A 20,175-nucleotide genomic window follows, 5' to 3' on the forward strand; every position below is an offset into this window, starting at 1 on the left:
GTGCGCGACGCTCCGGCGTCAGGGATCCTTCCCGCCGTCGAGCTCGCGAAGGATGTAGTCGGCGCACGGGCGCTTCGCTTCCGGCTCGGGGAGCGACGGGCAGATGGCGCGCGCGCAGCGCGCGTAGCGCGAGTCGGGGAGCTCCCGGGTGATCAGGGCCGCGGTGGCGCACGCCTCCTCGGTCCGGCCGTCCTCGCGCCACAGCTTCGCCTCGGCCCAGAGCGCGTCGTCGCGCAGGATGGACGCGGGGTGGTCGGTGTAGAGCTTGCGCAGCTCGCGGCGCGCGGCCGCGCGATCGCCGAGCGCGTCGCGGTAGAGGCGCGCGATCTCGAGCTGCGCGTCGTCGAACTTGCCGCGGTCGTAGCTGCCGGTGACGGCGGACTCGCGCGCCGCGAGCATCTCCCGCAGGTAGCCGATCGCCTCCCCGGGGCGGCCGAGCGCGGCCGCGAGCTCCGCCGCGCGGAAGAGCGCGTCGTCCGTCAGGTTGCCCGCGGGGTACGGGTGCGCGCGCGCGGCGGCGACGAGCGCGCGCAGCGCGCCCTCGCGATCGCCGCTCCGCTCGAGCAGGAGCGCGGTGTGGTAGGCGACGTCCTGATCGAGCGCCGTGCCGCGGAGCGCAGGGCCGTGCTGCCGTAGCCACGCGAGCGCGCCGCCCGCGCCGGCGCGCTCCTCCTCGCGGCGGATGAGCCGCTTCAGCGCGTTGCGCGCGAGCCCGTGCGACGGGTGGCGCCGCGTCGCAGCGAGCAGCTTCGCGTGGCCCGCGTCCGGGTCCCCGTGCTCGATCTCGAGGTCGGCGAGCTCGAACTCCGCGCGCTCGGAGCGCGGCCCGGCCGGCGAGTCGGCGAGCAGCCGCTCGTACGACGCGCGCGCCTCGCTCCAGGCCTCCGCCCGCTCGAAGGAGCGCGCCTCCAGGAGCCGCGCCTCGTCGCGATCCTTCACGCGAGCGGCGCGCGACGCGGCGCCGTCGAACGAGCGGGCCGCCTCGCGGTAGCGCCCCGCGTGGTAGGCGCGCTCGCCCGCGGCCATCGCGGCGAGGTAGGCGTCGCCGCGCGCCGGCGCGCACGCGGGGCCGAGCAGCGCGGCGATCGCGAGGGCGAGCGCCGCCGCGGAGGCGTTCGCGGCGCGGCTCATGCGCGCGCGCCGGCGCCGTCGCGACAGCGCGGCTGCGAGAGGACCTCGGCGAGCGCCTCGGCGAGGGCGCTCGCCGCCGGCGCGACCTGCTCGGGCGCGACGTCGAGGTGGGTCACGGCGCGGACGGTGCTCCTGCCGGACGCGCTGACGAGCACGCCGCGGCGCCGCGCGGCGTCGACGAGCCGCTCGGCCGGGGCGCCGGGCGTGTCGATGTAGAGGATGTTGGTCTCGGGCTCCTCGATCGCCGCGGCCGCCGCGCCCTTCGCGTGCGCGACCGCGCGCAGGGCCCGCGCGATGGCGCGCGCGGCCTCGTGGTCCTCGGCGATGCGGCCCCGGTGGTGCGCGAGCGCGTGCAGCGCGGCGGCCGCGAGCACGCCGGCCTGCCGCATCCCGCCGCCGAGCATCTTCCGGAAGCGGAGCGCGGCGCGCACCGCGTCGGCGCCGCCGCACAGCGCGGAGCCGACCGGGGCGCCGAGCCCCTTCGAGAAGCAGACGCTCACCGTGTCGAACGGCGCCGCGAGCTCGGCGACGGTCCGGCCGGAGGCGACCGCCGCGTTCCAGATGCGCGCCCCGTCGAGGTGGAGCGCGAGCCCGTGCGCGCGCGCGACCTCGGCGATCGCGAGCACGTCGTCCTGCGGGAAGACCCGGCCGCCCGCGCGGTTGTGCGTGTTCTCGATCGCGACGACGCGCGTGCGCGGCAGGTAGTACTGCGGCGGCTTGATCGCGTCCTCCACGTCCGCCGCCGTGAACAGGCCGCCGCGGCCGGCGAAGACGAACTGCACGCCGCTCCACGCGGGCGCGGCGCCGCTCTCGTAGAACGCGCAGTGCGCGCCCTCGCCCGCGATCACCTCGTCGCCGCGCTGCGTGTGGCAGAGGAGCGCGATCTGGTTGCCCATCGTCCCGCTCGGCACGAACAGCGCGGCCTCCTTGCCCGTGAGCTCCGCGGCGCGCTCCTCGAGCCGGCGTACGGTCGGGTCCTCCCGGTACACGTCGTCGCCGACCTCGGCCGCCGCCATGGCCGCGCGCATGGCCGCGGTCGGTCGGGTCACGGTGTCGGAGCGGAGATCGATCATCGCTTGCATGCTGAAACCTCGGCTGTCGGCCCCGGCCGACACGTTAGCACCGCGCCCTCGCCCCTACGCGGGGCTCGCCGCCGCGAGCGCCGGGAAGCGCTCGGCCATCCGCCACGCGATGCGCGTCGCCATCGCCATGATCGGCACCTGCGAGTTCACGCCGATGCTCGTCGGGAGGATGGATCCGTCGGCCACGAACAGCCCCGGCAGCTCGAAGCACTCGCCGCTCTGGTCGACGATCCCGCGGCGCGGGTCGTTCGCCACGCGCGCGCTCCCGAGCGGGTGGAACGCCATGCACTCGATGCGGCGCGCGTCCACGGGGGCGCGCTCGGCCGCGCGCGCGGCGTCCATGGACGTGATCGGCGGCGCGCCGAGCAGCGCGGTGTAGACCTCGCGCGCGCCGGCGGCGAGCGCCATCTCGCTGAGGATCGTGATGGCGCGGCGGAGCCGCGCGAGGTCGCGCGGCGCCATCGCGTACGTGACGACCGGCTCCCGGCCGAGGCCGCGGCGAACGCGGCCGCCGCCCTCGTCGTGGATCATGGCGCCGAAGACGGCGCAGCGCGGGAGCGCGCGGACGCGCCGCCGCAGCGCGGGCCCGACGCCGGGGAGGCCCGCCGCGAGCACGTTGACCGCCGAGTACACGCCGACGAGCTTGATGCCCTCGGGGTCGAAGTGGTCGGAGTACACGCTCTGGAGCGCGCCGTCCCAGCCGTTCAGGGTGTCGTCGAACCGCGCGACGACGCGCACCGCCGGGTGCAGCGTCACGCCGTGGCCGAGCGCGCCGCTCGACCGGAACGCGCCCGCGGTGCCGAGGAGCAGCGGCGTGTGCAGCGTGCCGCACGCGGCGACCACGACCTTCGCGCGCACCCGGAACCGGCGCGGCGGCGCGCCCGGCTCGCCGCCGAGCAGCCGCCCCTCGACGCCGGCGGCGCGCCCGCGCTCCACGGTGATCCGCTCGACCAGCGCGTCGGCGACGACGCGCGCGCCGCGCGCGGTGGCGGACGGCAGGTAGGCGACGTCGACCGAGCGCTTGGCCCCGGCGGGGCAGGTGAAGTTGCACCGGCCGTTCCCCTCGCACGCGTCGCCTGTGTTGCGGCGGAGCGGGCGCATCGGGATGCCGAGCCGCGCCGCCCCCTCGACGAAGCGCGCCGTGGACGCCGAGCGCAGCGCCTCGGGGACCTCGCGCACGTGGAGCCGCTCCTCGACGCTCTCGTACGCCGCCTCGAGCGCGCGCTCCGACAGCTCGTCGAGGCCGAGCTCGCGCACCCACCGCGCGTGGACGCCGCCGGGGATGCGGAAGCAGACCCCGCCGGTCACGACCGACGAGCCGCCGACGGCGCGCCCCAGGGTGAGGGAGATGATCGGCGTCTGCCCCACGCCGAACGCGGTGAGCATGCCGCCGTCGCGGAACAGCCGCCGCAGCGACTCGCTGGGCTTCCAGCGCTGGTAGTCGTCGGGGCGGTGGTAGGGGCCCTCCTCCAGCACGATCACGCGGCGCCCGGCCTCGGCGAGCAGCGCCGCGACGACCGCGCCGCCGGCGCCGGAGCCGACCACGACGACGTCGCACGCCTCGTCGAACCCCGCCGGCAGGTCGCGCCCGCTGACGATCGGCTCGCCCGACGCGATCGCGCCGCTCACGCCGCCCCCTCCGCGCCCGGCGCGTCGGCGGGCTGCGCGCGCGCGCCGTCGCGCGGCGTCGCGAGCGGCGCGTCCGCGGCGGCGCGGAGCGCGGGCAGCCTGCGCCGCGCGGCGGTGCTCTCGCGGTCGAGGCCGGTGAGCGCGAGCTCCGTTCCCTCCTCGAACGCCGGGATGCACAGCGGCACCTTGAAGGCGACGAGCAGCATCGCGAGGAGCCCGAAGCGGCTCGACTCCAGCGCCTCGAGGTAGGCGAGCCGCCGGCCGAGCGGGAGCCGGCTCATCCGGCTGACGGCGCCGATCACGAAGAGCGGCAGGATCTCGAGGCAGACGGCCAGCAGCGCGAAGCCGCGCCGCGTCTCGGGGCTGCCCTGCCCGAGCGAGAGATCCAGCGCCGCGACAGCGCGCTCGCAGACGCCGGCGCCGGGCGGGACGAGCTCCCCGCGCTCGTCCTCGTCGCAGAGCATCGCCTCGGCCGCGGACCACACGACGCGGCGCGTCCACGGCGCGAGCCCTCGCCCGGGGCGCTCCAGCCGATCGAACCCTCGCGCGGCGGGCCCGCGCGCGCTCTCACCAGCGTCCTGCATGGCCACGAGATCGTAGCTCGAATCGACCCGGCGCCGAGCGCCAAGGGAGCGCGCGTGGCGGCCGGGTGACCCCTGGCGCTGGCCTCGGCCACGCGGCGGGGGACGCCTCGCGGATCGGCTCGCCAGCGCGCCGCTGCATTCCCGCGCGCCGCTCCGTGTCCCGGCGCGCCGTCGCCCTCGCTCGCCGGGCGCGCTCCGCGGCGGCCATGGTGACGGGCGCGCTCCGCGGAAGCCACGGCGAGACGTTCGCGCGTGGTTGCACAACGACACGCTGACGGTTCGCCGTGTTGCGTCGGAGCGCCCGCGTCGAGCAGCGCGGGAGCGCGCTGCGCGGCGGCGCGCGCGGGCTGTCCGTCGCGGATCCGGTTCTGGTATGCAGCAGAGCAGCCAGGGGGACAGGGAGGAACGATGGCGGAGCGATCGCTGCAGCACCGGGATCCTGACAGCAAAGACGACGAGACGCTGAGGAGAGAGGCGCGCGTGCACCTCGCGAGCGAGCCTGCGCTGCAGCTCGTCGCCGAGCTGGTGGCGCGGCTGCGGGAGCTCGACCTGCCCTGGTGGACGCCGGTCAAGCTGCGCGAGCGCTTCGGCGCTGTCGAGCGGATGGGCTGGTTCCGCGAGCGGAGCGACATCCGCCAGCAGATCACGACGTCCCTCACCGGCCTCTCGCCGCGGGCCGCGCGCCGCAAGACGCCGGACTTCCAGGGCGCGCTCATCGACTCCGTCATCGACGAGGGCGACATCACCCCGCGCGCGTTCGAGGCCGCCTTCGACCCGCGCGACCTCGCCGTCTACGGCCCGGCCGGCGGGTACTGGCAGTTCTTCCGGGAGTCGATGCCGTGGGACGAGGACACGCCGCAGCACCAGGAGATCGTCGCCTGGCTGCTCAAGGCGCTGCTCGCGGACCGGAGCCCGTTCGAGGGCATCGGGAGGACGCCGATCCTGACGCCGTGGGACGTGCGCACGGCGATCGACGGCCGGCTCTGGCAGACCCGGATCCCCCTCGAGGTCCGCGTCGCGATCGACAACGCGCGGCTCAAGCAGGAGCGCGAGCGCCCGGGCGTGCCGTTCCACGCCGACGGCGAGCTCGCGATCGCCGGGCCGGACGTCATCGCCGCGAACATCCCGCCGCGCGAGATCCTCCCCGTGGTGCAGCTCGCGCAGAAGGCGATGCGCTTCGACGTGTCGCGCGCAGCGCCGAAGGCGGACGCGCCCAAGGCGGCGCCCGCGGAGCTGTCCTCCGGCCGCAACGGCGCGACAGCGTCGACAGCGTCGACAGCGACGGCGGCCAGCGCGCCGGCGTCGGGCCCCGCGTCGTCCGGGGGCGCGACAGCGTCGAAGCCGGCGGCGTCGGCTCCCGCGGCGCCGGGCGGCGCGACAGCGTCGACGGCGACGGCGGCCGGCGCGTCGGTGTCGGGCCCCGCCTCCTCCGGCAGCACGCCCGCGTCGGCTCCCATCTCGATCTCGGCCGGCGGCGCGCCCGACCTCGGCTCGGCTGGCAAGCCCGCCGCTCCGGCCGGGGCTCCGTCCGGCGCCGCGAGCTCGCCGCCCGGGGGGCTCCCTTCCTCGGTGAGCAGCCCGCCGAGCGCCTCTGCCGCGACGCCGAGGGCCGCCGGGAACGTCACGCCGCCGAGCGCCATCGTCACGAGGCCGCCGTCCGCGGCGGGCGCCGCTGCGGCGGGCGCCTCACCGGGGGGCGAGCCCGCGCGCGGCAGGCTCCCGAGCGACCCGGGCGTGCTGTCGGCAACGCGCGCGTCGACGCCGCCCCCGCCGCCGGCAGCGCGCGCGTCGACGCCGCCCGCGCCCCCTGTCGTGGCGCGCGCGTCGACGCCGCCCCCGCCGCCGGCGGCGCGCGCGTCGACGCCGCCTGCATCAACGCCGTCCTCGCCGAGCGCCGCGCCGGCCGCGGCCGGGGTCGAGTCGCTCGACGACCTCGAAGAGGAGGACGGCGACGGCGACGAGGACACCGGAGCGGAGAGCGAGCGCACGAACCCGTGGGCTGTCGCGGGCGCCGAGAAGAAGCTCGACGCCGAGCTGGACGGCCTCGACGCGCTGGAGCTGCCCGAGAGCGGAAAGCCGTCCGACAGGACGTAGCGCGCCGCTCCGTCGCGGGCGCCCCTCCATCGCGGCGTCGCTCGCTCGCCGCGCCGCCTGGCTCGCTCGCGGCGCGTCGCTCCATCGCGGCGCCGCATCCGCCGCCTTCACTCTTCTTCACGCGCGCTCCCGCACATCCTTCACACGCCCTGCGCAGCTTCGTCGTGGCTCTGGGCCGCGCGTCTGCGGCCCGGGCCCTGGCAGTCCGGGGCCGCGCGTCTGCGGCGCCGGCGCTGCCGCCGGGGTCGCGCTCGCGTTCGGAGGAACCGAGGCCGCGCGCACTTGCCCCGTGCACGGATCGACAGCGGAGACGCTCACGGAGGGTATTCATCATGTTGGGATTCCTGGTTGGAACGGCCTGTCTGATCGGCCTGATCGCAGTGGTGCGGCGCGGTGGCCGTTACGATTGCGGCGGCGCTCCCTGGGGCGCCGGCCCCTGGGGCGCCGGGCCGCACGTCCACCGCCGGCGCGGCTTCGGCGGCTTCGGCCTCCGGCGGCGCTTCTTCCTGTCGTTCCTCTTCGACCGGCTCGGCACCACCCCGTCGCAGGAGAAGGTGATCGTCTCGGCCATCGACGAGCTCCGCGCCGCCGCCGACGCGCAGCGGGGCGAGATCCGCGGCACGCGCGTGGACGTCGCCGCCGCGGTGCGGAGCCCGAGCTTCGACGAGACCCGCCTCGGCGAGCTCTTCGCGCGGCACGACGCCGCGATCGAGTCGCTGCGCCGGGCCTCGGTCGGCGCGCTCGGGAAGATCCACGCCGTGCTCGACGACCGGCAGCGCGAGCAGCTCGCCGATCTCATCGAGATCGGGCCGCCCGCGTTCCGCGATCTGTGGTCGGGCAGGGCCGGGTGGCGCGGCCATCACGCCGATCCCTACAGGACCCACGGCGAGTGGGCGTGAAGGAGGCATCGAGACCATCATGAGACGCCAGATCACCATCACGCTGCTCGTGCTCGGCACCGTCCTCGGCTTCGCCTCCGGCTTCTCCTCGCTGCGTTGCCGGACCGAGGCCCGCCGCGACGCCTTCCAGCGGCACGTCGCGTCCCTCTGCGTGGACGCCGCGCGGCAGGCAGAGCGCTCCGAGCGCGCCGATCGCCGATCGCCGCGGGGCGACTCGCCCGCGCAATCCGGACCGTCAGAGGCCGACACCGGCGCGGGCCGCTGAGCTATAAACACGGGGAGCGGCGGCCGCGCGCTGCCGCCCCTGCACCCGGGTCCCCTCCATGGCGCTGCGGCTCCTGCTCATCGACGACGACACCAGGCTCCACGGCTTGCTCGCGAGCTACCTCGAGCAGAACGGCTTCACGGTGACCGTCGCGAGCGACGGCGCGCGCGGCCTCGCGGCCCTCGCCGCGGGCACCTTCGACGCCGTCCTGCTCGACGTGATGATGCCCGGCATGGACGGCATCGAGGTCGTGCGCCGCATCCGGCAGAAGAGCTCGATGCCGATCCTCATGCTCACCGCCCGGGGCGACGAGGCCGATCGCGTGGTCGGCCTCGAGATCGGCGCCGACGACTACATCGCGAAGCCGTTCAGCCCGCGCGAGCTGCTCGCGCGCCTCCGGGCCGTGCTCCGGCGCGCCACGCCCGACGCCGCCGGCGAGCGGATCGTGGCCGGCGACATCGCGATCGACGTGCCCGGCCGCGTGGTCACCGTGGCGGGCAAGCCCGCGGAGCTCACCGGCATCGAGTTCGACATCCTCGTCGCCCTCGCGCGGCGCGCCGGCCGCGTCGTCGCCCGCGAGGCGCTCCTCGAGGAGGCCGGCCGCGGCGACGTCAACGTCGGCGGGCGGACGGTCGACGTGCACATCTCGCACCTGCGGCAGAAGCTCGCCGACGACCCCAGGTCGCCGAAGCTCATCAAGACAGTGCGCGGGGTCGGCTACGTGCTCGCCAAGGACCGCGCGTGAAGGGCTACCGGTCCTGGCTCTGCGAGAACGGGCGGAAGGTCTCGATCGGCCGCTTCGTCAACGCGCGGCTGCACCGACGGATCTTCATGTGGTTCGGCGCGACAATCCTGATCACCGCGGTCGCCGCGATCGCGACGACCGGCGCCATCGATCGCGTCGGCAACTCCGGCTGGCGGCGCGAGCACGCCCGCGCCCAGTCGTTCGTGGGCCACCAGTTCCAGCGCGTCTGGGGCGATCCGGTGGCCCGCGACGCCCTCGCCCGCGTGATCGCCGAGGATTTCGACACCGATCTGGAGCTGTTCGACGCGACGGGGCGGAGGCTCGCGCGGTACGGCCAGCCCTGCCGGGTGCAGGCGCTGAGCGCGCAGGTCCGCGGCGATGCCGGTCCGCTCGGCACCGTGCTCCTCTGCCCCGGGCGCGGCCGCTCCGGCGCGTCGCTCCGCCTGGCGCTGCCTCTGCTCGCGGTGGCCATCGTCCTGTGGGCGGCCTCCGGTCTCATCTCGCGCCGCCTCGCCCGCCCCCTGGTCGATCTCGCCCACGTCGCCCACGAGATCGGCACCGGCAAGCTGTCGAGCCGCGTCCGGCTCGACCGCCACGGGCAGGGCGAGGTCAGCGTCGTCGCCGAGGCGGTCAACGACATGGCCGCGCGCATCGAGCGCCAGCTCGCCGACCAGCGCGAGCTCCTCGCCGCCGTGTCGCACGAGCTCCGCACGCCGCTCGCGCGGATCCGCCTGCTCACCGAGATGGCCCGCGGGGGCGGCGGGACGAGCGCGCCCGTGCTCGACGATCTCGACCGCGAGGTCATGGAGATCGACGCGCTCGTCGGCGATCTCCTGGCCAGCTCGCGCCTCGATTTCGCGGCCCTCACCCTGGCCCGCCTCGACCCGGCCGAGACAGCGGTCCGCGCGGTGGAGCGCGCCGGGCTGGATCCCACGCTGCTCGAGGTCGTCGAGGGGACGCCGGCGTTCCAGGCGGACGCGACGCTGCTCGCGCGCGCCCTCGCCAACCTGCTCGAGAACGCGCGCGCGCACGGGGGCGGGGCGGATCGGGTGCGGGTCCGTCCCGGCGGTCCGCGCAGCGTCGTCTTCGAGGTCGAGGACCGCGGGCCCGGGTTCGCGGAGGGCGAGGAGGCGCGCATCTTCGAGCCGTTCTTCCGGCGCGAGCGGGCGCAAGGCAGCGACGGCGGCGCCGAGCGCGGCTCGCTCGGCCTCGGCCTGACGCTGTGCAAGCGCATCGCCGAGGCGCACGGGGGCCGCGCGTTCGCCGAGCGCCGCGAGGGCGGCGGGGCGCGCGTGGGCATCGAGCTCGCCCTGCGTCCGCCCGCCGGCGACGCGCGATCGAGGAGCGCTCCTCGCCGCGCGTAGCCCGCGGCGGGGTCGCTCCCGCTCGACAGCGCGGCGGGGGCGTTCCCGCTTGACCGCGCGGCGGCGCGGGTGCGACCCTCCCTGGGCTCGCGACCATGCGAATCCTCCTCTGCGAAGATCAGGACGCGATCCGGCGCATGATCGAGGCGCTGGTCGCCGCGAGCGGCCATGAGGTCATCGGCGTCGGCACCGCCCGCGAGGCGGTGGAGCTCGCCTTGACCGAGCCGTTCGACGTGCTGCTGCTCGACCTGATGCTCCCCGGGAGCATGGACGGCTTCGAGGTCTGCGCCCGCCTCCGCGCGGATCCCGGCACCTCCAGCCTGCCGATCGTCGTGATCAGCGCCCTCGACGACGTCGCGTCGCGCGCCCGCGCCGAGACGCTCGGCGCGACCGCCTACTACGCGAAGCCGTTCCGGCCCCTCGAGCTCCTGGAGTACATCGGCGGGCTCAAGGCCGCGCGGCGGGGCTGAGGCGCCGCGATCGCCGGCCGGCCGGCCGGCGCAAGAGCGCGCTGGAACATGGCGCGGGATTTGGCTACACCCCGCCGTCATGCACACTCGGTGGCGCGGGATCACGGCTTCGACGTTCGCGGCGGTCGCTCTGGCGGGGCTCGTCGCGGGGTGCGAGGGGGACAAGAGCAAGGCGCAGGTCGCCGCCGACGCGAACGCGCTCGACGCAGGCCCGCCGCAGCCGGTGCTCGGCGGCAAGCTCGGCGCGGAGCTCGCGGCGGCGGCGTCGGGCGCGCCCGCCGAAGGGCGGCCCGCGCCGGGCGGCGGCCCGACGGACGGCCCGCCGGAGAACGGCGTGTTCTCGCCGCAGGCCGCGGCCGCCGCGCTCCCGAAGGACATGCCCTACAAGATCGAGGTCGTCGATGAGGGCAGCGAGCCAAGGGCCCGGCTCGCCCCGAAGATCGACCCGAAATCCGAGCAAAAGCTGAACATCACGCTGGGGCTGCGCATGGGCGGGCCGCAGGGGATGCCGAACCTCGACCTCGGCGTGAGCCTCAAGGCGGAGAAGCCGGCGGACAAACCCAAGGAGGGCGCGGGCGCGGCCGCTCCCGCGGCGAGCGCGGCGCCGACGAAGGTGATCGCGAAGGTCACGTCGGCGACGCTCGCGTCGATGTCGATCGGCGGCCCGCCGAAGGAGCTCGGGGACGCGCTCGCGAAGCTGAAGGGGAGCGCGCTGCACTACGACCTCTCGCCGGCGAACGTGGTCAGCAACCACAAGATCGAGCTGGCCAAGGGCGCCGATCCGGGGCTCCAGCCGCTCCTCGCCGCGCTCGGGGAGGCGATCACGCTCGTCACGCCGCCGCTCCCGGACAAGCCGGTCGGCGCGGGGGCCTACTGGATGGTCACCGACCGCGCCGTTGCGTCGGGCGCGCAGCTCCCGGTGCTGCGGTACCGGGTCTTCAAGGTCGAGAAGGTGGAGGGCGACGTCATCTCGCTCAGCGTCGACACGCGTCAGTACGCGGAAGGCGCAGATCTCAAGCTGCCGGGCCCGAACGGCGAGGTCACGCTGACCATCGACAGGCTCGAGTCCTCGGGCAAGGGCACGCTCGCCTGGTCGCCGTCGAGCTTCGCGCCGGGCACCGCCGACGCCTCGCAGCGGCTCCAGGCGCTGCTCGTGCCGCCCGGCGCCGGCGGCCAGCCGGGCGCCCAGCGCAGCGTGGCCCAGGTGGAGCTCACGGCGAAGTTCGCTGCGCCGGCGGCTCCGTAGCGCCGGCCGCCGCGACGGCGGCGACGGCGGCGACAGCGCCGCAGCGCCGGCCGCCCGGGGGTGCCTACGCCGGCGCCGCCCCCGGGCTCAGCCCGGCGGCCCGGCGCGTCGGGCTGTGTGAGCGCGCCGCGCTCGCCGCTGTGCACCCGGCGCGGGCGCTCGCTCCTCGATTTGAATCCCCTGCGCCTGCACCGCTGCCCGCGACGAGGGCGTGCGTCCTGGTCGCTGGTCGCCACGCTGGAAGATCCGGACAACCGCGGCGCGCCCCGGAGCGGCGCGGCCTCGCAGCGCGCGTTGGCTAATCCCGTGCATGAGCCCCCGTGCGGGGAGGCGTGACGGCCGTCCGACCCGGCTGACAGATCGGGCAAGCAGGCGGAGCCACGGTGCAGACGGAATGACCTACGGGTGCGCGCGAAACACGCACGGGTGCAGCCTCGAGGCCTACCTCGAGGAGCCAGGCCTCACCGAGGGGCAGCGGCGGCGGCTCCGGCTGTTCCAGACGGTGGAGACGGACGTGAGCGATCGCGTGGAGGAGCTGTGCACATGCAGCGCGCTCGACGTGACCGACGCGGCGATCCTCGTCGTGTCCCCGGCGGCGCGCCGGCTGTTCTTCCGCGGTGTCGCGTCGACCCGCGCGGATCCGCCGGGCGCGAGCATCGTCCTCGGCCATCGGGCGCGGCTGTACGCGTTCCTCCATGCCGTGCTGCCGCCGGCGGAGGAGGCGCCGTGCGATCCCTACGCCGACCTGCTCGATCCGTCTCCGCCCCAGTGCGTCCGCGTGCTGATCCTCGACGAGGACTCGCTCACGGTCCTCAACTACGGCGCGTTCGTCGTGGTGAGCCTCGACCGCAGCGAGATGCCGAACGCGTAGCGACTTCCCCGCGCGCTGCTGCTCGGAAGCTCAGAAGCGCACGGTGAGGCCGCGCGGGCCGAGCGCGGCGCGCGGCGGGGCCTTCCTGGCCGGCGCGCCGGCGGGGTCGCGATCGAGGAGCAGCACGAGCACGCCGGCGCTGGCCGCGAGGATGCCCGCGCCCGCGACGAGGTCGCCCGCGAGCGCCTGGGCGCGCGCGGCGTCGGCGGCGTCCCCGTCCCGCGTCGGCGCGTCCGACGCGCTCGCGACCCCGAGCAGCCCGATCGCCGCGCCGGCCGCGACGGTTGTCAGCCCGCCGGCGAGCAGCGCGATCGGCACGACGCGGCTCGTGGCGGCGTCGGGCGCCGCGCTCGCGGCGGCGCCGCCCAGCGGGGCGCTCGCCCTCGGGGCCCGCGGCCGCGCGGGCGCCGACGCGGCCTCGCGCACGAGGCTCAGCACGACGACGACGCGGCTCCCCGGCGCCGCGAAGAGGCTTCGCCGCGCCTCGCGGTAGCCCGGCGCGCTCGCGGCGACCGTGTGGCTCCCCGGGTTGAGCGGCCGCGGTCGATCGAGCGCCGCCGCGGGCACGACGCCGCCGTCGATCTTGACCTCGAGCCCGGCGACGTCGGCCGGGGACAGCCTGAGCTCCAGCGCCGCGACCTGGAGCTCGAGGTCGTGCACCGCCTGCCGCGCGAGCGGCTCGTACTCCTTCGTCGCGGGCGCGGACGGCTCGATCAGGAAGGCGCGGAAGCTCTCCAGCGCCTCGACGAGCTGCCCCGTCTGCTGCTGCGCCACCCCGAGGCTGTAGAGGGTGATCGGCGCGCGCTTGATCGCGAGGGAGCGCTCGTACCGCTCCCGCGCCTGCTCCCAGCGGCCCTGCCCCGCGAGCTCGGAGCCCTCGATGAAGATCTCGCGCGCGATCGCGACGTCGGCCGCGCTCTGCGCGGCGGCCGGCGCCGGCGCGCAGAGGACCCCCGCCGCCGCGACGAGGAGGGCGAGGGCGCCCGCGAGCGCGCGGCGATGTCGACGCGGCGTCACGGCCTGAACCGCTCCCCGTCGGGCGTGAGCGCGGGCCCGTTCAGCCCGGACCAGAGGATGAGCTCCGTCCCCGTCCAGACCCCCACGCCGTAGCTGTGCGTCCGAGCGGCGGCCGGCATGTCCGCGGCCCACCCGCCGCCCAGCGGGTCGTACAGCTTCCCGTCTCTCCTTGTCATCGCGCTGCTCCACCCGCCCGCGATGAGCGCGCGCGTCCCGGTCCAGCCCGTCCAGCCTGTGCGCCGCTCGATGCGGCTGCGCTCCGAGGGGGGCTTTGCGTTGGCGATCGGGCTCCACGCGCCGGTCGCCGGGTCGTAGCTCGCGCCGTCGTCGAGGGTGTCGCCGCGCTCGTTCAGGCCGCCCCAGACGAGGAGCTGGTTGCCCATCCACACAGCGAACGCGTCGCGCCGCGCGCTCGGCGCGCCCGCGCCGGGCAGCGTCCGCCACGCGTCGGTCGTGGGGTTGTAGGCGTGCCCCTCGCTCGTCGGAGCGCGGCCCGTCTGCCCGCCGAAGAGGTAGAGCTCCGTGCCCGACCAGGCCCACGCGACGCCGTCGCGCGCAGGGGCGGCGCCGGCGCTCGCGGTCGGCGTCCACGCGTCGGCGACCGGGTCGTAGAGCGCGCCGCCGGCCACGGGGACGCCGCCCGCGTGCCCTCCCCAGATCAGCAGGCGCGTCCCGGTCCACACGGCGATCGGCGCCCGCCGCGGGGTGGGGGCGTTCGCGGTGCTCATCGCGCGCCAGGCGCCCGACGCCGGGTCGTAGGCGCCGCCGGTGGACAGGCCGGACGCGCTCACGAACGAGCCGCCGCCCCACACGAGCACCCGGGAGCCTGTCCACGCAGCGGAGGCGAGCACGCGCGGCGTGGGGGCGCCGTCGCGGCCGAGCGACGACCACCTGTCGTGCGCCGGATCGTAGATCGCCCCGTCGTCCACGTCGCCGGTCGCCGTGCGGCCGCCCCACACGAAGAGCGCGCTCCCGACCCAGGTCGCGGCGGCCAGCTGTCGCGGCGCGGGCGCGCTGGTCTTCGTCATGGGCACCCACTGGGGCGTGCACGCGCCGTCCTTGCAGGTGCGCCCGCTCAGGCACGCGTTCCCGCACGCGCCGCAGTGGTCGGTCGAGCCCAGGCTGACGCACGCCCCGTCGCAGGCCACGAGGCCGGTGGCGCAGGGCGGGATGCACGCGCCGCCGGAGCAGATCTCGCCGTCGCCGCAGTCGGCGCTGGTGCAGCACTGGCGGCACGCGACCAGGCTGCAGCACTGCTCGCCGGCGGCGCAGCCCGCGCTCCGGCACGCCGCGCCGCCCTCGACGCACACGTCCGTCGTGCAGCCGTCGCCGTCCGAGCAGTCCGCGTCCGAGCAGCAGGCGCGGCAGGCGTCGCCGCAGTCGTGCGGCGTGAACCCCTCGCACGCGCACGCGCCCTCGACGCACGCGGCGCCCGGCTTGCAGGCGACGCCGCAGGCGCCGCAGTGCAGCGGATCGCGGGCGATCTCGGTCTCGCAACCCGGGGCGGCCGGGTCGCAGTCGGCGAAGCCCGCGTCGCAGGCCAGCGCGCCGCCCTCGCAGTGCTGGTGCGGCCCCGCCGCGACGCCGCACGCGCCGCAGTGGCTCGCGCTGCGCTGCGTGTCGACGCACGACAAGCCACACGTCGTGAGGTGCTCGGCGCACGCGACGGCGCACGTCGCCCCGTCGCAGTACGGCGTCGCCGGATCGCAAGGCGCTTCGCAGGCGCCGCAGGTCGCCGGGTCGGTGCCGCTGGACTCGCAGCCGGGCACGCCGTCGCAGTCGAGGAGCCCGTCCGCGCAGGCGCAGCCGCCGGGCAGATCGCAGGTCATACCGGTCGCGCAGGCGTCATCGCAGCCCTTGCAGTGCGCGCTCGTGCCGAGCGGGGCCTCGCAGCCGTCGTCGGGCGAGCCGTTGCAGTCGCCGTACCCCGGCTTGCACCCGCACGCGCCCGCCTGGCACTCCATGTTGGGCCCGCAGGTGACGCCGCAGGCGCCGCAGTGCGCCGCGTTCGAGGAGCCGTCGATCTCGCACCCCGTGTCGTCGCGGTCGTCGCAGTCGAGCAGCGGCGGCGCGCAGGCGCACTGGCCCGCGTCGCAGACGGCGCCCGAGGGGCACCGGAGGGAGCAGCCGCCGCAGCGCTCGGGATCGCTGGTGAGGTCGACCTCGCAGCCGTTCGTCACGATGTTCCCGTCGCAGTTGTCGAAGCCGAAGACGCACTCGGACGAGCAGTGGCCGCCAACGCAGAGCGTGTTCGGGCACGGCGCGCCGCACGCGCCGCAGTGCGACGGGTCGTTCAGCACGCTGGTGCACGACCCGCCGCAGCACGCCTCGCCGGCGCCGCAGGCGTTGCCGCAGGCGCCGCAGTGCGCCGCGTCGACGCTCGGGTCGACGCACGCGCCGCCGCAGCAGGCGCCCGCCGGGCAGTCCGGCGCGCAGCCGCCGCCGGGGCCGGCGGTCTCGGACGGCTTGTCGGAGAGGGCGCTGTCCGCGAGCAGCGAGCAGGCGCCGGTGAGCACGGCGAGCGCGAGCAGCAGCGGCCAGCGCGCGGCGAGCGAGGCCTCGCGATGTCGCTTCCCGCGCGTGGAGCTCTCCTGGGCGGGCATCGACTTCAGAAGTTGGGCCGGGCCGGGACCGGCAGGGCGGCGCCAGACGTCTTCGGGCTCGTCCGCGGGGTCGCGGCGCGCCGCGAGCCGGTGGGCCGCGGGGGCGTCGCGGCCTCCTTGTCGCCGGCGTCCGCGCCGCCGCCGACCGCCGGCTCGCTGCGCGGCTCGCTGGCGGCGCGCTGATGGCCGTCGGGCTGCCGCGCGGCGGCGCGCTGCGGGGCCGCGGCCGGGGTGACGACGGGCGGCGACGCCGCGGCCGAGGCGGGGGGCGTCGCGTCCCGCGGCGCTGCGGGCTGTGCCGCCGGCGGGGCCTCCGCGCCGCTGTCGCGCGCGGGCACGGCGCGCTGGGAGAAGAGCGCGAGGCCGAGCGCGCCGAGCACCGCGATCGCCGCCACCGCGAGCACCGCGACGAGCCACAGCCCGCCGGTAGGGCGCGCGATGTCCTGGCGCGCGATGTCCTGGCGCGCCGCGTCCAGGCGGGCCACGTCCTCGCTCGCGAGCGTCTCCTGGCCCGCGCTGCCCCTCGGCGCCCGCGTGGCCGGCCGCTCGGAGAGCGGCCGCTGCCCCCCCTCGCTCAGCCAGTGCACGGCGATCGAGGTGCCGGTCACGTCCTCCTCGACGCCTTGCTCGGTCGCCCACAGCGCGAGCGCCACGCCCATGTCGCGCATGGTCCGCCAGCGACCGGAGCGCTCCTTCGCGAGCCCGCGCGCGATGATGCTCCACAGCGTCGCGTCGCCGGCGCCGAGCTCGGTGATCGGCGTCGCGTCCTTGACGAGGATCGCGGCCACGAGATCGTGGTAGTTGCCGCCCTGGAACGGCTTCTGGCCCGTGATCGTCTCGTAGAGCACGACAGAGAAGGCCCAGACGTCGGTCTGCCCGTCGACGTCGGTGATGCCGCGCGCCTGCTCGGGAGACATGTAGTCGGGGCTGCCGAGCACCGTGCCCGCCATGGTCACGTCGCCGCCCGCTGTCTCGCTCCACACCTTCGCGATGCCGAAGTCGACGATCTTGGGGGTGATGTCGCCGCGGTCGTTCTTCACGAGGAAGATGTTCTCGGGCTTGAGATCGCGGTGGACGATCCTGCGGTCGTGCGCGGCGGCGAGGGCGCTCGCGATCGGCAGGAGGATGCGGAGCGCCGCCGTGGGCGCGAAGCGCTTCCGCCGCTCGATCGCCTCGACGAGCTGCTCTCCCCGGAGGACCTCCATCACGATGTACGGATCGCGGTGATCGGACTCCCCGAAGTCGAGCACCCGGACGATCGACGGGTGATCGATGCGCGCGGCCGCGCGCGCCTCCTGCGCGAGGCGCAGCGTCGCCTCGGTCGAGTTGACCTCGCGGCGGATGAACTTGATCGCCACGTCGATGTGCAGGACGTCGTTGTGGGCCAGCCACACCATGCCCATGCCGCCTTCACCGAGGACGTAGCGCAGCCGGTACTTGCCGCCGATCACGTCGCCCTCGCGGTAGATGCGCCGTGTCGACCGCGAGGGCGACGGGTGCGGCGGCTCGAACGACGCGAGCGGCGGCGACTGGGGGGACGGATCGAACGACTCCGTGTCGATCGCGTCGGGGGCGCTCGCGCGCGGGAACGCCGCGGAAGAAGGGGAGTAGCGGCTCCCGTCCTCAGCCCGCAGGGTCGAGCCCGTCGATGGGGCGGGCGCGGAGGTTGAGCGCGGCGGCATGGAGCGAGCGTATTCTATCCGTGCCCGCCCCCTACAGCCATGGTCTCGCGCGGTGGATCCGCGCGCGCTCTCAACGTATGTGGCCAGCGCAACGGCGCGCGCGGTCACCCCGACGGCGCGCGGCCTCCGCGAGCGGGCGCGTCGTCGCCCGGGGCACACACGTCGCGCAACGTGCGAGGGCCTCGCACGGGCCGGTGGCCGGACTTGTGCTCCACGAGGATCCTCACGCGGGGCCCGATGCGCACCGTGAGCGGACCCCTGTGCTCATGGACGTCACCGTCGCACACGTAGTGGACCACGCCTGACCGGGCCTCGAGCACCGCGCGCCGCGCGATCTTCTCGAAGGTGTGCTCCTCGCCCATCGGCCGCGCCCGCCAGACGTCGCGCAGCTTCCTGACGAAGCCGAGCGCGGTGGTGTGGATGCCTAGCATGTGGAAGCTCTCCGGGAGCTCGTCGTAGCGGTGAAACGGACGGAACCCGAGGCCGATCTGGTCCACGGTGCCGGCGGCGACGGAGAGGTAGTCGCGGTCGGGGAACGTCGAGCCGTCCTCGAAGTGCACGCGGCCCTGCCAGCGCGCGGCGACCTGGGTGTCGGTGTTGAGGAGCACGGCGGCGCTCGCGCGGGCCAGGACCTTCGCGGCCCAGGTCGCGCTCCGCTCCTCGCTGCGGTTGTACTCGGCGATGAACCCGTGGACGCAGCCGGTGCCGAAGATGAAGCCGTAGTGGGCGCCGATCTGCATCACGTGGCGCTCGACGCAGCGCAGCGGGTGGCGGCCGCGGTCGGTGTAGCGTGCGATGAGCCCGGCGAGCAGGCCGTCGGGGCGCCCGCGCGGGACGCCGACGGCGTTGGCCACTGTGTTCATCGTGCCGCCGCGCAGGAAGGCGATCGGCGGCAGCGGCTCGTCCTCGTAGACGCCGAGGAAGCCGGTGATGGCGACGTGGTTCGTGCCGTCGCCGCCCGAGATGCCGAGCACGTCGATGTCGAGCTTCCGGAAGTCCTCGGCGATGCGGGCGAGGTCCTCCCGGGTGCGCGCGGTGCGGACGACGCCGTGGTCGCCCAGCGTGCGCGCGAGCCGGAACGCGGCGCGGGGATCGCTCAGGTTCTGGCGCGAGCGGGGGTTGATGATGACGCCGATGCCGCCCATCTAGCGCCGTCCTTTCGGCGTCTTCCACCGCGGGTTGATGTGGACCCGCATGACGTCCGCCATCAGGCCGAGGTGGGCGCAGTGGTCGGGCTTGTCGTTGCCCGTGTACCCGCGGACGTGGAAGTCACCGCGGTCGTAGCGCTGGATCATGTCGAGGCCGAGCACGTCGCGCCGGGAGGCCCCCCTCGGCTTGCCCCGGAGCTGCTTCACGATGAAGTCCGCCGTCTCCGAGGTGGACGCGTAGCCGGGCGGCAGGATGGAGGAGTGGCTCATGAACATGAACGCCTCGCCCGCCGCGGCGCGCCGCGCGAACGCGATGAACGGCTCGATCTGCGCGACCTTGAGCTTGCGCTGCTGCTCGTCGGCGTACCCCGCGTGCAGCGAGTCGAGCAGCACCAGCGCGTCGACGCGCTTGCCGGCCGGCTGCCGCAGGATCTGCTCGACGGCGCCGTAGCCCGCGCTCCACGACGAGAGGCCGAGCTTCCGGACGTACGCCTTCTTCTTGCCGGTCTTCTTCGCCACGGCGCGCTCGATGCTGTCGAGCAGGTTCTCGAACACGTACGGCGCCGAGAACGCGCTCGTGTAGGCGCCGGAGCCGATCCCGAGATCGATGCCGACGAGGACGGCGCCCTCGGCCGTCTTGACGAACTCCTTCCGGAGCGCCTCGTGGCCGTGGAAGTGGATGATGAGGTCGAAGCCGCCGCGCTTGGTGACCCCGCCGCGGTGCGGCATGATCATCTGCCCGATCGAGGGCGCGCGGGACCACCGGTCGTAGACGCCCCAGCCCGGGTCGGGCGTCATGCACGGGTTGATGTCGCCGCGGCGCTTCTTCGAAGGGGCGGAGCGGCTGCTCGTCGCGCCGGGCCTCTCGCGCCGCGCCGGGCTTCGCTCGGCGCGATCGCCCCCGGCCCTGGAGGGCGATGCCTCTGCGCCGGCGGCGTCCGTCGCCGCCGCGTGGTCGACCTGCTGAGGGCTCTCGACCTGCTGAGGGCTCTCGGCCTGGGGCTGGTCGCCCTGCGGAGGGCCGTCGGTCTGCGGCGGGCTGGCCGGCGGGGCGGCCTGCGCTGCGGGCGGAGGCTCCGGCGGCGCGCTGGCCTGCGGGGCGGCCGTGTCCTGCGCCGCTGCAGGGGGCGTGGCGAGCCACCAGGTGGCGGCGAGCAGCGGGAGGAACGCCCAGCGCCCGAGGGCCTGCAGAGGATGTCTCATGTCGGGTTGGCCTCCATTCCATGGAACGGCGTGTGGATCGAGCGCTCGGTGCGAGGGCGCCGCCTCCGCCCCTCCGCCGCGGCGCTCCGCGCGAGCCGGGCGCGGCGCAGGGGGCCGGCGGCGCTCCCCGCGCTGGCCGGCG

At 75.9% G+C, this 20,175-nt stretch carries 17 protein-coding genes; 8 read left to right on the forward strand and 9 right to left on the reverse strand.

The genetic code is table 11. The annotated features are described in order from the left end of the window. Window positions 1-18 precede the first annotated feature (18 nt). From WMF42_RS09825 to WMF42_RS09840, 4 genes are read right to left on the reverse strand one after another with little or no spacing between them, the layout of a single operon-like run. Window positions 19-1,131, reverse strand: coding sequence for a tetratricopeptide repeat protein (locus tag WMF42_RS09825; RefSeq protein ID WP_437691678.1), 1,113 nt, complete (start codon window positions 1,129-1,131; stop codon window positions 19-21). Continuing rightward, on the reverse strand, window positions 1,128-2,213 hold the full coding sequence (gene ltaE / locus WMF42_RS09830; RefSeq protein WP_061606533.1) for a low-specificity L-threonine aldolase: 1,086 nt from the start codon (window positions 2,211-2,213) through the stop codon (window positions 1,128-1,130). Before ltaE ends, WMF42_RS09825 begins: the two co-directional genes overlap by 4 nt. Before the next feature lie 54 nt (window positions 2,214-2,267). Then, window positions 2,268-3,842 carry a GMC family oxidoreductase N-terminal domain-containing protein gene (locus tag WMF42_RS09835; protein ID WP_437691680.1) on the reverse strand — a complete coding sequence of 525 codons (1,575 nt, stop codon included), beginning with the start codon at window positions 3,840-3,842 and terminating at the stop codon, window positions 2,268-2,270. After that, window positions 3,839-4,426, reverse strand: a complete 588-nt coding sequence (locus tag WMF42_RS09840) for a hypothetical protein (protein ID WP_437691682.1) — start codon at window positions 4,424-4,426, stop codon at window positions 3,839-3,841. Before WMF42_RS09840 ends, WMF42_RS09835 begins: the two co-directional genes overlap by 4 nt. 408 nt (window positions 4,427-4,834) lie before the next feature. On the opposite strand from WMF42_RS09840, the gene WMF42_RS09845 reads away from it, so the two are divergent. The 8 genes from WMF42_RS09845 to WMF42_RS09880 all read left to right on the forward strand — a co-directional run bounded on the left by WMF42_RS09845 (window position 4,835) and on the right by WMF42_RS09880 (window position 12,380). Continuing rightward, complete coding sequence (locus WMF42_RS09845; protein ID WP_437691684.1) at window positions 4,835-6,520, forward strand: hypothetical protein; 1,686 nt, start codon at window positions 4,835-4,837, stop codon at window positions 6,518-6,520. A 332-nt stretch (window positions 6,521-6,852) separates the two neighbouring features. Beyond that, a complete protein-coding gene (locus tag WMF42_RS09850) occupies window positions 6,853-7,419 on the forward strand; it encodes a Spy/CpxP family protein refolding chaperone (RefSeq protein WP_061613165.1) in 567 nt (188 codons plus the stop codon). A 19-nt stretch (window positions 7,420-7,438) separates the two neighbouring features. Then, complete coding sequence (locus WMF42_RS09855; protein ID WP_155799103.1) at window positions 7,439-7,684, forward strand: hypothetical protein; 246 nt, start codon at window positions 7,439-7,441, stop codon at window positions 7,682-7,684. A gap of 58 nt (window positions 7,685-7,742) precedes the next feature. Next, on the forward strand, window positions 7,743-8,429 hold the full coding sequence (locus tag WMF42_RS09860) for a response regulator transcription factor (protein WP_061613167.1): 687 nt from the start codon (window positions 7,743-7,745) through the stop codon (window positions 8,427-8,429). Further along, the gene (locus WMF42_RS09865) at window positions 8,426-9,793 is read left to right on the forward strand and encodes an ATP-binding protein (protein ID WP_437691687.1); all 1,368 of its coding nucleotides are present in this window, start codon (window positions 8,426-8,428) and stop codon (window positions 9,791-9,793) included. Before WMF42_RS09860 ends, WMF42_RS09865 begins: the two co-directional genes overlap by 4 nt. A 95-nt stretch (window positions 9,794-9,888) precedes the next feature. Next, the gene (locus WMF42_RS09870) at window positions 9,889-10,263 is read left to right on the forward strand and encodes a response regulator transcription factor (protein ID WP_061613169.1); all 375 of its coding nucleotides are present in this window, start codon (window positions 9,889-9,891) and stop codon (window positions 10,261-10,263) included. 79 nt (window positions 10,264-10,342) lie between these two features. Further along, the gene (locus WMF42_RS09875) at window positions 10,343-11,509 is read left to right on the forward strand and encodes a hypothetical protein (RefSeq protein WP_437691689.1); all 1,167 of its coding nucleotides are present in this window, start codon (window positions 10,343-10,345) and stop codon (window positions 11,507-11,509) included. Window positions 11,510-11,903: 394 nt separating this feature from the next. After that, window positions 11,904-12,380, forward strand: a complete 477-nt coding sequence (locus tag WMF42_RS09880; protein ID WP_061605301.1) for a hypothetical protein — start codon at window positions 11,904-11,906, stop codon at window positions 12,378-12,380. Between the two features lie 30 nt (window positions 12,381-12,410). Here the strand turns inward: WMF42_RS09880 and WMF42_RS09885 are convergent, their stop codons facing one another. From WMF42_RS09885 to WMF42_RS09905, 5 genes are all read right to left on the reverse strand, one after another. Next, entirely contained in the window at window positions 12,411-13,397 is a 987-nt protein-coding gene (locus WMF42_RS09885; protein WP_437691692.1) for a hypothetical protein, read from the reverse strand. Further along, window positions 13,394-16,000, reverse strand: coding sequence for a Kelch repeat-containing protein (locus WMF42_RS09890; protein ID WP_437691694.1), 2,607 nt, complete (start codon window positions 15,998-16,000; stop codon window positions 13,394-13,396). Before WMF42_RS09890 ends, WMF42_RS09885 begins: the two co-directional genes overlap by 4 nt. A 5-nt stretch (window positions 16,001-16,005) precedes the next feature. Then, window positions 16,006-17,682 carry a serine/threonine-protein kinase gene (locus tag WMF42_RS09895; RefSeq protein WP_437691696.1) on the reverse strand — a complete coding sequence of 559 codons (1,677 nt, stop codon included), beginning with the start codon at window positions 17,680-17,682 and terminating at the stop codon, window positions 16,006-16,008. 104 nt (window positions 17,683-17,786) lie between these two features. Next, window positions 17,787-18,827 (reverse strand): diacylglycerol/lipid kinase family protein, encoded by a 1,041-nt coding sequence (locus WMF42_RS09900; protein ID WP_061611552.1) that lies wholly within the window; start codon window positions 18,825-18,827, stop codon window positions 17,787-17,789. Further along, a complete protein-coding gene (locus tag WMF42_RS09905) occupies window positions 18,828-20,033 on the reverse strand; it encodes a hypothetical protein (RefSeq protein ID WP_437691699.1) in 1,206 nt (401 codons plus the stop codon). Between the last annotated feature and the right edge of the window lie 142 nt (window positions 20,034-20,175).

The organism is Sorangium sp. So ce176, from assembly GCF_051519835.1.
Taxonomy (GTDB): Bacteria; Myxococcota_A; Polyangia; order Polyangiales; family Polyangiaceae; genus Sorangium; species Sorangium cellulosum_G.